The organism is Lacticaseibacillus boliensis, assembly GCF_054784775.1.
This window is the reverse complement of record NZ_BAAIHN010000023.1, coordinates 35,241-46,664: the sequence shown is the minus strand read 5'-3', so window position 1 is coordinate 46,664 and position 11,424 is coordinate 35,241. Positions and strand designations below refer to the sequence as shown.

Here is an 11,424-nt window from a genome sequence, read left to right as displayed (position 1 = left end):
TTTGGTTTCGACGCTTAGAGCATAGCATGGGTAGCTTTGTAGGTGTCCTTTTAATTTGTCATTTTAAAAAGGGCCTACACTCTCGGCGTTGGATTTCTCCAACACCAGAAAGTGTAGACCCGTTTTTTCGCTCACACGCGCGCTTTGAACGCCCGGTGCAAGGCGGCATACAAAATCGGCACGACGATTGCCGTTGAGATTGCGTTGATGGTCGCAGACGTCAGGCTCAAGAAACTGGCGACGATGGCGACCTTGAAACTGGTCCCTACCATCAAGGCTTCGACGATCGACACCAGGTAACTGGTGATGATCTTGGTGATGCCGGCGGTGACACTGATGATGATGATTCGCGTGGCGCTCAGATCGCCGCGGCGATCGCGCAAGCCGCGGTACAGACGCGACACGACGATCGCCATGACGGCACATTCCAACACCGTCAACCAAGACGTCGCGGCATAGCCGTTGAGCAGGTCAAAGCCCCCCAGCCCGATCGCTGACGCGACAAAGCCATAAGGTCCACCTAAAAACAAGATGGCCAAGACCATCAAGGTGTTGCCAAAATGAATGAAAGGCTTGCCGACCAAAGCCGGTAGCGGAATGCGTAAGACAGAGATCCCGATAAAAATAATGGCGGCAAACAAGCCAGTGAAGACAAGTTTGCGTAAATTGTTGGTTCGTTGCATCTTTTTCCCCCTACTAAACACTATTGTAGCTGTGCGATCAGCCACGGCAGGTCCGCGACGTAATCGACCCCCATGCGCGGATCGCGAACGGTGGCAAGCGTGCTGATGATCGCCTTAGTGACAAAGGTCGCGGCCAGATCACAGGCTTCTTGCAGGCCGCGGCGGCTGAGCAAGGCGCCGCACAAGACACTGGCAAAGATGTCGCCGGTGCCAAAATAATGCCCGGCAAACCGCCGGTGGCGCAACACCCACGACTGGGCGCCATCGGTACCAACGACGCCGATGCTGCCATGGTCTAACGCCACACCGGTAACCACCACGGCGACGCCAAAACGTTCCGCGACCCGCTCGGCCAACGCTTTGGCCGCGGCTTCATCCCAAGGCTTATCGCGTAGCGGTTCGTCGAGTAACAGTTGCGCTTCCGTGGGATTAGGTGTGATTACCGTGGCTTGAGCCACCAAATCGCGCATGGCGGCCACGTATTCTGGCCCGAAACCGCGATACAGCTTGCCGTCGTCTGCCATCACCGGATCGATGACCCGCACAGCAAGGCTGTGATACTGCGGCAACCATTGCTGCCACACCGCCAACGCAGGCGCACCAAGATAGCCCAATAACAAGCCATCAGGCGCCAACCCCAGCTGTTGCCAATGCGTCAAAATACCCGGCATCTGCGGCGACAAGTCAGCAAACGTGCTGCCTGCAAAACCGGTATGCGCAGACAACAGCGCCGTTGGCAACACATAACAATCCTGGCGCATCGCCGTCAGCAACGGTAGCGCCACGGTCATCGACACCTGGCCGACGCCAGAAAGATCTTGGCTAATGATCACACTCACGATAATCCTCCTTGTCGTGTCACCAATTGTAAGGGAAAATTCTTGCGAATACTAGTTTTTTTCAGAAAATCGTGCTAGCGTGAAGCCTATGGAAAACGAATTCACGATCGGCCAGATGGCGGCCTTGAACGCCACCACAGTGAAGACCCTACGCTATTATGATCAGATTGGCCTCCTCAAGCCGGCCCGCGTCGATGCCGCCAGCGGCTATCGCTATTATACTGTCGCCCAGTTTGAGCGGTTGAACACCATCCAATACCTCAGCCGGCTCGGGCTTTCGTTGGCAACGATCCAGGCCCACTTGGCACAGCCGCACACCGATTCTTTTTTGGCGATGCTGGCGACGCAACGCCAACAGATCCACCACCAGATTGCGACGCTTCATCGCATCGATGCCCAACTTGAAGCGCGGATCGCAGACATCCAAACTGCTGCCCAGGCCCCAGTCGCCCAGCCCTTCACCCAGCTTTTGCCACAACGCAACATCGTCAGGCTCGACACGCCGATCCATCACAACGACGAGCTGGAGTTGGCCTTACGCCGCATGCAAAGCAACGCGGCGATCTACATCGGTGGCGTCGGCCTGTTGCTCGATCAAGCCGCCTTGCTTGACGGCCGCTTCGCGGATTACAGCGGCTTATTCGTCTTGGTGGAAACCAACGACACGACTACCGCGACGTTGCCGGCCGGCGAATACGCCTGCATCAGATTCAACGGCGACCACACGCAAGCCGGTGATTATTACCGCCGACTGTTGAATCAGATCGCAGAACTTAACGCCACAGTCAGCGGCTTTGCCTGTGAGCGCACGATCATCGATCAAGACATCTCAAGCGACCCGGCCGCTTATCGCACCGAGATCCAGATCCCGATTCAGCGTTGACTCTCCTGTTAGAGGAGTGTTTACAATAGCATCATCAACTTCTATTGGAGGACAACATGTTAGGCACGATTTTTAACACCACGATGATCATCATTGGTAGCAGTATTGGCGCCATTTTCCGCAAGGGGATGCGGCCTGCCACCAAAGACATGGTCATGCAAGCGTTGGGGCTGGCGGTCATTGCCATCGGCCTGAACACGACTTTGACCCACATGAAAAACAGCCACTACCCGGTGTTGTTCATCGCCAGCCTCGCCATCGGGGCACTGATCGGCAGCCACTTCGATCTCGACGGCCACTTCAACCATTTGCTGGGGCGGTTTCAAGGCCAGGCGGGCCTGGCTCAAGGCCTCGCCACCGGCGTGTTGCTTTATTGCATCGGGACGCTGTCGATCGTCGGCCCGATCACGGCCGCGTTGAACGGCGACATCACGATGCTGTTAACCAACGGGATGCTAGATGCAGTCACCTCAACAGTCCTTGCCGCCAATTTTGGCATCGGGATGATTCTCGCCGCACCGATCTTATTTTGCTGGCAAGGCGGGATTTTTTTATTGGCGACACTGCTGCACAGCGCCATCTCCAACGCCATGCTCACCGAGTTGTCGATCGTCGGCGGCGTGTTGATCTTGGCCAGCGGCATCAGCATTCTCGGGCTCAAGCCGATCAAGACGCTGAACCTCTTGCCGGCGTTAGCCGTTCCAGTCATTGTCGTCGCGGTGATCCAGGTGTTCGCCTAAACGCGCGATCTTAGAAAACACCACGGCTTCTTGCGCCCGCCCGCTGTAGCCGGCGGTGTGGATGGTGCTGTTTGGACGCATGACTTTGGTGTAGCGCACCTGCGGATCAAACAGATACCGCCCGGCGTTGGCCGCGACAAAACTCGCGGTGAACCAATAATCTTCTGCCAGACGTAGCGACTCATCAAACCGTAGATCCCCGATGGCGCTGCGTAAAAACGCCTTGTTCCAGACATACCCGCCGACCGCCGTGCCGTGTTGAGACACCTGCGCAAACATCTGCGCTTGATCTAACACCTCCCAGCCGCGAGAACGCGACACGCCACCACCCCACCACCGATAACCGACGGTGGTGGCGACCACGCCTTGGCCAAAGCCAGCGGCCAGCGTCTCAACAAAATCCGGCGCCAGCTCGTCGTCGCCGTCGACAAACACCACGGCATCCCCGGTCGCGTGCGCCAGCCCGACGTTGCGCGCGCGGCTGATGCCGCTGTGTTTTGGCAACGCCAGCACGTGCCAATCGGGATGCCCGTCAACAAATTCGGTTGCCACCTGCGCGGACTGATCGGTCGTGCCGTCCAGCACCAACCACAATTCAAAATCGACTGTTTGCGCCGCTACCGTTGCCAACATCGGGGCCAGATACTTCCCTAATTGATAGATCGGAACCACCAAAGAAAGACGCGTCATGCTAAACTCCTCCTTGTCAGACGCCAAGCGTCGAAGTGAGTTTAGTATGACGCGCCTTTTGTGCTGACGCAAAGATTTGCCTATGGTAGCTAGCGGCCGTCCAGCAAGCGCATGAAACCGGCATTTTGCCAGGTTCTTGCCGGCCTTGACAGCTGCAAATCACATCATTTAGCCATTATTTGTTAATCGTATCATCATTTATCGGCTTGCCGTCTTTGCGGTTGTACACTTCGTAGTGATCGAAGCGCGGTCGCAGCGGACTTTCGATAAACAGTGGCACCGTTTCTTCGATCACGTTGGCAAATTCCAAGCCGTACCACTGGGCCGGCGTCGTCGTGATGTTTTGCATGAACAACCGCCCAGAGATCAGGCGCTTTTGCCAGTTTGGAATGTTGTCTGCGGCCAAGAGTCCTGCCGGCTTTTCACCGATGATCACGAAGCGGAAGTCCCCGACCCGCCGGTTGCGGATGGTCGAGTAAACCGGCGCTTGCGGTGCCAAGATGCCGGCGTCTAACAAGTCGTTGATGATCTGACGGATGTAGACGTTGACGTGTTGCGAACACCGGAAGCCCAGGTAGAGTTGCACCGAGACGACGTTATTGGTTTTCATCATGTCCACAGTGTAGTGCATGTCCCAAGGCGAATCGGTTTCGTTGACCGTCACGAACCAGTAGACCTTGGCACGCTTAGGTTGCTTGTCGAGGATCGAATACATCGTGGTACGCTTCAGCCGATAGCCCGGCTTGACCTTGGTCATATACACCAGGTTGGTCGTCAGCATCGGAATGCTTTCATCGTTGGCAAGCGCCTGTAGCTGGCCGAGGTAATCCGTCAAGGTGACATATTCGGACTCGTCTTGATACTGCTCGCGGAACTTGTTGCCAAAATACCACACCACCATGATGCCCAAAATCAACAGCATGATGAGCAAGGTGATATAGCCGCCCATGATGAACTTGGTCAGGCTGGCAACCAGGAAAATGGCTTCGATCACCGCAAAGAACCCGGCAATGACAGCCGCCCGCACCCTGGAGCCGTGCGAAGACAAAAACTCGAACAGCAACAAGGTCGTCATCAGCATCGTGACCGTGATGGCCAAACCGTATGCCGCCTCCATATGCTCAGAGGTCCTGAAGAAGCCCACGATCCCAAGCGTGACCACGCACAAAAACCAGTTGACCAAGCCAATATAGATCTGACTGCGGGTGTTGTTGGGATGGCGAATCGTCATCTTTGGCAGGAACTTCAGCCCCACCGCTTCATTGACTAAGGTGAAGGAGCCTGTGATCAAGGCCTGGCTGGCAATGATCGCGGCAAACGTCGCCAATACAATCGCCACCGGCCGCAACCCGCTAGGCAGCATTGCGTAAAACGGGTTGATCGTTTCCAAGCCGCGATAAGCTGCGTCTTGGGCGTGGTTCAACAGCCAAGCGCCTTGACCAAAATAATTCAGCATCAACATCGCGTAGACAAACGGCCAGGTCAGATAAATGTTTTTCTTGCCGACGTGCCCCATGTCTGAGTACAACGCTTCGGCCCCGGTCGTCGCCAAGAAGATACTCCCTAATAGGAAGATCCCGACTTTGTTGTTCGGGCTGAACAAGACTCTGATGGCATACACCGGCGACAGCGCCTTTAAGATCTCCAGATGTGTGGTCATATGTAGGAACCCGGCGATACCCAAGAAGCTGAACCAGATCAGCATGACCGGTCCGAACAGCTTCCCGATGCTGGCGGTGCCGGCCTTTTGGATCATAAAGATGCCCAAAATAATGACCGCCACGATCACCATCACCACGGTTTGGGAATTGGAGAAGATGAAGCGCCCGAATTGCTGGCCCTTCAACCCTTCGATCGCACTGGTGACCGTCACCGCCGGCGTCAGCGTGCCGTCGGCCAACAACGCCGCGCCACCGACCAAAGCCGGCACCGCCAGCCACCGTCCGCGATGGCGGACCAAGGCAAACAGCGCGAAGATTCCGCCTTCACCTTTGTTGTCTGCCTTCATGGCGATAATGACATACTTGATCGTCGTCAACAGCATCAAGGTCCAGAAGATCAACGACACCGACCCGATGATATAATCCGGCCGCAACGCGCCGACAGAACCGGCATCGCCGATGATGGCGTTCATGACGTAAAGGGGGCTGGTCCCGATGTCGCCATAGACGATCCCCAATGTGATCAACAGCCCTGCCAATGACACCTTTTTCTTTAAAGCCAAAAACGATCCCTCCTTGACAAACATCAGTGGTTTCACTATACGGCGTTGACCGGCTAAACACAATCTTGCACCACAAACTAGCGACGGTTATGATGAAAAAAGGGGGTGTGTTATGGATACGAAAACCAAGATCGAAGATGCCACCAAGCGCTTGGTGGTCAGCCAGCCTTTTGCCAACATCAACGTCACCACGATCATGCAGGTGGCAGGCTTGCGGCGGCAAACCTTCTATGATTACTTCCGCGATAAATACGACGTGTTAGGCGAGATCTACGCCACAGAAGTCGCCCAAGCGGCTCATTATTGCGGCCATTATCAATATTGGCCGCAAACCGTCGCCAGCATCGTCGCCTATTTTGGCACCAACCGCGCCTTTTACCAGCGCGTGTTGACGATCGACGAACAAAACGCCCCAGAACAGATCATCCAGACCCACCTGCAAAACATGGTCGCAGATATTTTTAAGACCATGGGTGACGCCGAACAGGTGATTATCGACACGCAGTACTGTCAGTTTCTCAAGACGATGCTTGGCGACGCGCTGTTGGCCGGCATCAAAGCCTGGCTGCTGGCAGAAGCGCCGGTCACCATCGCCCAAGAAACCGCCAACCTGCAGGCCTACATTCAAGATGGCATCAACGGGTTTTTGTTGCGGGCACGCAGGCTCCAAGTCGTCGACGGCCGCTCATGAGCGTTGTTTCAGCCACTCAAAACACCAACAGCTCTGCATCGCGATCCTACAATCGCCGTGCAGAGCTGTTGATGTTTTCAATCGCTGACGGCCAAGCCGAGATAGCGCGCCGCCAGTGCCGCGGCTTGTTCGCTGGTGACATGCAGGCCGCGCAACTGTGTGGCATTGGCCTCGATCGTGGTGAAGTCGCAAGTCGCCACATCGATGCCTAACAGCCGCGTGCCAAACAACCCGAGGCCGTCAATCATGCAATGATCAAATCCCAGCTTGGTGGCGTGGACCTCGCTGAGCTCTGCCCGCTCCAGGCGGCAATCTTTGAAGCTGACGGTTTTTAAGGTCGCCTCGGGCAACCACGCCAGCGTCATCTGACACTCGTTGAATTGCACGTTGGCCGCATAGCAGCGCGTCAAGTTGGTTCCGACCAGGCGACACTGGTCAAAGCGCACGCGGTACAAGGTCGCTTCGCTGAGGTCGACATTGGCAAAGTCGCAATTGTGAAACACCACGTCGCTGGCTTCGAAGCGTTCCGCCTGTAGCGCGGTGAAGTCGACGTGCTCGACGCGGCTGTTTTCGATCGTCGGGTGGTGCAGCCAAGCCTTGGTGGCATTGTCGTTGCAAAGCTTGCAACCGTTGAGATAAGGGTCTTCTCCCTCCCAATCTGCCAAACTTGCCGGCGTCAGCTCAGCTTGAATCCTCGGTTCCTGCATGGATTTCCTCCTATATGATAGACTTGGTAGTGAATGATAATAAAGGAGTTACTATGACGATTACCCACATTTTTTCAGACATGGACGGCACACTGTTAAACAGCGCCGGCCGCCTCACTGCCACCAACGCCCAACTGATTCAAGACGCGCACCTGCCGCTCACGCTGGTTTCTGCGCGTGCCCCGATCGAGATGGCACCAGCCATCACCGGCTTACATCTCACCGGCCCGCAGATCGCCTTCAACGGCGGTTTGATTTTTCGCCCAGACGACGGCGCCTTCACGCCGCTGGTCCAAGCGCCAATCGGAAAAAACGCCGCGCACACCTTGTTGCACGCGATTCAAGACCAGTTTCCAACTGTCAGCCTGAGTTTCTACGACCGCAAGCACTGGTACACGCCACGCATCGATGAAGGCATCCGCTACGAGCAGCGGCTGACCGAACAGGCCCCGGAGCTGCGGGTGTCTGCGATCGAAGACGCAGATCACCTCACTGTTTTCAAGCTGATGATGATCTGCTTTGACGCCGAACAGATGCAAGCGTTAGTGACTTACCTTCACAGCCTACACGTTTCAGGCGTTGCCATCCAGCGATCCGGCGACGCTTATCTGGAAATTACCAGCGCCCAGGCATTAAAATCCACCGGCATTCGCTACATCTTGCAAGCCGCCGGGCTAAAACCGGAAACCACCGCCGCGTTTGGCGACGGGCATAACGACCTGCCCATGTTAACCCTCGTCGGGACGCCGATCGCCATGGCCAATGCGCAACCCGAGGTGCTGGCCGCCTGCCAATACACCACCTTAAGCAACGATCAAGACGGCGTCGGCCGCGGGATCCACCGCTTTTTGCTGGGCTAAAACCATGCCAACACCATGGTGAGCGCATGCCAGATCAGCGTGCAGCCGTAAATCGTCACGATGGTCCCGGAAATCAGGTTCAACCACAACAAAAACCGCCGCGGCAGGCGGTTTTTGAGGATGCCGATGATCAAGGTCACCCCGAAAAACCACAGCGCCGTGCTGGTCAACACCCCGAGCAAGAACGGCAACACCTCACCGCTGGCCAGACTGCTGCGCATCGCACCGAAGGAAACGCTGGTGTCGATGATTGCCTGTGGGTTGGCAAACGCCACCGCCCAGGCCGCCAGCCAGGCTTCTTTGAGTGGCAACGGCTTGGCCGCCCCGTCCATGGTAGTGGCGTTGGCCCCGCGCACGATCCCGATGCCCATCCACACCACGATGCCGCCGCCGATTAGCAGAATCAACAGCTTCAGCCACGCGAAGCGCTCGATCAATGCCCCCATGCCCAAAAACGCCACCACCGTCAGCGTGGTATCCGCCAGCCACACGAAACTACAGATCAGCATAGCCCGGCGTAAACGGTTGGCCATGGCCGAATTAAAGACAAACAGGTTTTGCATCCCGATGGAACTCACCAGTGCGATCGAGACCAACAACCCTCGAAGGTAAACAGCTAACATCATAATCCCCCTATAACGCCAAAAGGCATCCACCCCACGATCTTCCGACGCAATGCGCCGTGCCTCCGATCGTGAGGTGGATGCCTAAGTTGCGTGCCCGACGACACCACAACCCAATAGCGATTTAATTGATTATCATGTTAGCTGACCTAACAGCCACTGTCAACGCCAAATTACTTCTTCAACAACTTCTCGGCCAAGGCCTTGACCTCGTCGTCGGATTCGTCAAGCAACGGCTTCATTTGCTCTTCTGTCTTAACGGTATCCTTAGCGTTTTGTTCCATGTAGAAGTTCCACAAAGCGTCGCGTACAGGCGTCTCATCGTCGCTCCAATCGAATACCGCGTTCATAGGCTGATCCAACACTAATGTCTTCTCGACTACTGCTGCCATAATTCAATTACCTCCACATATTTTTTCTTGCTTACAAGTACATTATAGTCCTTTTGCTGGATTATGGCACAACTAAATTAGCACTTTGGCGAACTGATTGCTAAATCGATTTTTCTCATTCATTCGCACCTCTCCCGCACACAAGCGCCCCTGCACCGGATTCGGTCGACCGAATCCGGTGCAGGGGCGCTTGGGCGATGGGTTTAAACGTCAAGCAGCGCTGGCTTGCCCAGCAAATAACCTTGAACCACATCGCAAGGATAATCTTGGCGAATCCGTTGAAATTCCGCGTCGGTTTCCAAGCCTTCGATGGCGAGAAACTTGTGGTTGGCCTTGGCCAGGTCGTACCAATAGTCGAGCTCGTCTTTGATGTCATCGATCGTCTTGAACGGCCGAAAATTCTGCAAGGCAAATTTGTATTCCGCAACAGAATCGCCCATCTGCAAGACCATCTGTGGCGTATTTTGCCCGGTACCCACATCATCGATGCAGACCAACAGCCCCGCGTCTGCATAGCGCTGAGCCGCCGCTACCAGCTGAGCTTGCGTCACGCATGGCGCCACGCGCTCGGTCAATTCAATGAACAAACGCAACTTGGTGTGTTCCTCGATGCGCAATACCATCGCCATGTAAGCCGGATCGACGAACTGATCTTGCTCCAAATTGAACGACAACATCGTGATATTGTCCGGCACGACTGCCACGATCTGCGTCAACAATTTTTCAATGATCGGTGCTGACAGCTTGTTAAAGTCTTCTGGCAACACCCAGCGCTCATCGCGCCATTCACGAATAAACAGCTCATAGCCAATCGGTTTTTGATTATCTGGATTTAAATCAAACTTTGGCTGTCCAAAGAAACGGAACATCCTCATGCCTCCCAATGCACCAATAAAATAAAATACGACCTGAACATGTCTTTCTCATGTGCGGGTCGTATGCTCGATTTCTCGAACTTGAGCAGGTTACTATTGTCTGCGTCACCGAAGCCGATAACGCTATTTGTTTACAAGTATAAGTATAGCCGACGTTTGCCGGGCACACAATATAATTAGAAAAAATTTCGCCGATAGTGATTCGTCGTCTCGACTAGCTACCACTGACTTCGAACGGCTCGTACAAGACGTCTTCCAAGCGTGCCTGGTGGGCAAACAAGTATCCCTGCAGATAATCCCCAGGATAACGCGCGGTCAACAGCGCCAGTTCGATGTTGGATTCGATGCCTTCCCAAACCAGCAACTTTTTTTGTTGTTGCGCCATCTCGGTCCAAAACTTCAACTGTGGCGCCAACTCGTTGACCGATGAAATCGGCCGGAAGTTTTGGAAGGCAAACTTGTACTCGGTGATGTAATCGTTCAGCAACATCACCAGCGCCGGCGAGTTCTGCCCGGTGCCCACATCATCGATGCAAACGGCAAGTCCGCAGGCGGCAAAACGCTTAGCCGCGGCCAATAACTGCTTGGCGGTGACGTCTTTGCCAATGCGCTCGGTCAGCTCGGTATACAGCGTGATGTCGGTGTGCCGCTGGACGCTGGCAATCATCGCCGTGAACGCCGGATCGATAAACTGCGCCTGTTCCAGATTGAACGACAACAACTCGATGCCATCTGGCATCTGCGCGATTGTTTGCCGCAACAGATTGTTCAGCGTGAGCACCCCGATGCCGGTCAACGGATCTGGAATCTGCCACCGCCCATTGCGCCATTGCCTGATGAATAACTCATAACCAACGGGTTCGCCATACGACTTAGCCATAGAATATTTAGGTTGTGCAAAAACCGTATACACACTGTCACCTCCAAGATGATTCACCCTACCCAATACACAAGAAAATAAAACGACCCGAACATGTCTCTCTCATGTGCGGGTCGTATGCTCGGAATCATTCCGAACTTGAGCATTTTTTCTGATGTTTGAATAAGTCTATTATACACAGCTAATAGGTAAAATGCTACAAAAAAATTTATCTATTTACGAGTTTCTTCTACGCAAGGCGTACACTCTCGTCAAGCACCGCCGCGACGGCCTCTATCAGCTTTTGCCTGACGGCGCCATTGTGCTGTATGATGGGCACAACATGATTCGAGGAGAG

General features: G+C 54.8%; 13 protein-coding genes. 4 read left to right on the top strand and 9 right to left on the bottom strand.

Annotation, left to right across the window (positions count from 1 at the left end):
* Positions 1-131: 131 nt before the first annotated feature.
* On the bottom strand, positions 132-683 hold the full coding sequence (locus tag ACYVRB_RS10025) for an ECF transporter S component (RefSeq protein WP_461215161.1): 552 nt from the start codon (positions 681-683) through the stop codon (positions 132-134).
* 20 nt (positions 684-703) lie between these two features.
* Positions 704-1,528, bottom strand: coding sequence for a pyridoxamine kinase (locus ACYVRB_RS10020; protein ID WP_461215165.1), 825 nt, complete (start codon positions 1,526-1,528; stop codon positions 704-706).
* An 82-nt stretch (positions 1,529-1,610) separates the two neighbouring features.
* On the opposite strand from ACYVRB_RS10020, the gene ACYVRB_RS10015 reads away from it, so the two are divergent.
* Positions 1,611-2,405, top strand: a complete 795-nt coding sequence (locus ACYVRB_RS10015) for a MerR family transcriptional regulator (RefSeq protein ID WP_461215160.1) — start codon at positions 1,611-1,613, stop codon at positions 2,403-2,405.
* A gap of 56 nt (positions 2,406-2,461) precedes the next feature.
* The gene (locus ACYVRB_RS10010) at positions 2,462-3,145 is read left to right on the top strand and encodes a DUF554 domain-containing protein (RefSeq protein ID WP_461215159.1); all 684 of its coding nucleotides are present in this window, start codon (positions 2,462-2,464) and stop codon (positions 3,143-3,145) included.
* Here ACYVRB_RS10010 and ACYVRB_RS10005 read toward each other — a convergent pair.
* Positions 3,098-3,835, bottom strand: coding sequence for a glycosyltransferase family 2 protein (locus ACYVRB_RS10005; RefSeq protein WP_461215158.1), 738 nt, complete (start codon positions 3,833-3,835; stop codon positions 3,098-3,100). The two genes, ACYVRB_RS10010 and ACYVRB_RS10005, sit on opposite strands and share 48 nt — an antisense overlap.
* A 175-nt stretch (positions 3,836-4,010) precedes the next feature.
* Positions 4,011-6,059, bottom strand: a complete 2,049-nt coding sequence (locus ACYVRB_RS10000) for a KUP/HAK/KT family potassium transporter (RefSeq protein ID WP_461215157.1) — start codon at positions 6,057-6,059, stop codon at positions 4,011-4,013.
* A 112-nt stretch (positions 6,060-6,171) separates the two neighbouring features.
* On the opposite strand from ACYVRB_RS10000, the gene ACYVRB_RS09995 reads away from it, so the two are divergent.
* Positions 6,172-6,750, top strand: coding sequence for a TetR/AcrR family transcriptional regulator C-terminal domain-containing protein (locus tag ACYVRB_RS09995; RefSeq protein ID WP_461215156.1), 579 nt, complete (start codon positions 6,172-6,174; stop codon positions 6,748-6,750).
* Positions 6,751-6,827: 77 nt separating this feature from the next.
* On the opposite strand, the gene ACYVRB_RS09990 is transcribed toward ACYVRB_RS09995, so the two are convergent.
* Positions 6,828-7,457 (bottom strand): pentapeptide repeat-containing protein, encoded by a 630-nt coding sequence (locus ACYVRB_RS09990; RefSeq protein WP_461215155.1) that lies wholly within the window; start codon positions 7,455-7,457, stop codon positions 6,828-6,830.
* A gap of 53 nt (positions 7,458-7,510) precedes the next feature.
* Here ACYVRB_RS09990 and ACYVRB_RS09985 point away from each other — a divergent pair, with 53 nt between their 5' ends.
* Positions 7,511-8,317, top strand: a complete 807-nt coding sequence (locus ACYVRB_RS09985) for an HAD family hydrolase (RefSeq protein WP_461215154.1) — start codon at positions 7,511-7,513, stop codon at positions 8,315-8,317.
* On the opposite strand, the gene ACYVRB_RS09980 is transcribed toward ACYVRB_RS09985, so the two are convergent.
* From ACYVRB_RS09980 to ACYVRB_RS09965, 4 genes are all read right to left on the bottom strand, one after another.
* Positions 8,314-8,943, bottom strand: coding sequence for a LysE/ArgO family amino acid transporter (locus ACYVRB_RS09980; protein WP_461215153.1), 630 nt, complete (start codon positions 8,941-8,943; stop codon positions 8,314-8,316). The genes ACYVRB_RS09985 and ACYVRB_RS09980 overlap by 4 nt on opposite strands.
* Before the next feature lie 170 nt (positions 8,944-9,113).
* On the bottom strand, positions 9,114-9,332 hold the full coding sequence (locus tag ACYVRB_RS09975) for a P8 family protein (RefSeq protein ID WP_461215152.1): 219 nt from the start codon (positions 9,330-9,332) through the stop codon (positions 9,114-9,116).
* 203 nt (positions 9,333-9,535) lie between these two features.
* A complete protein-coding gene (locus ACYVRB_RS09970) occupies positions 9,536-10,201 on the bottom strand; it encodes an EAL domain-containing protein (RefSeq protein WP_461215151.1) in 666 nt (221 codons plus the stop codon).
* A 220-nt stretch (positions 10,202-10,421) separates the two neighbouring features.
* Positions 10,422-11,120, bottom strand: a complete 699-nt coding sequence (locus tag ACYVRB_RS09965; RefSeq protein ID WP_461215150.1) for an EAL domain-containing protein — start codon at positions 11,118-11,120, stop codon at positions 10,422-10,424.
* Between the last annotated feature and the right edge of the window lie 304 nt (positions 11,121-11,424).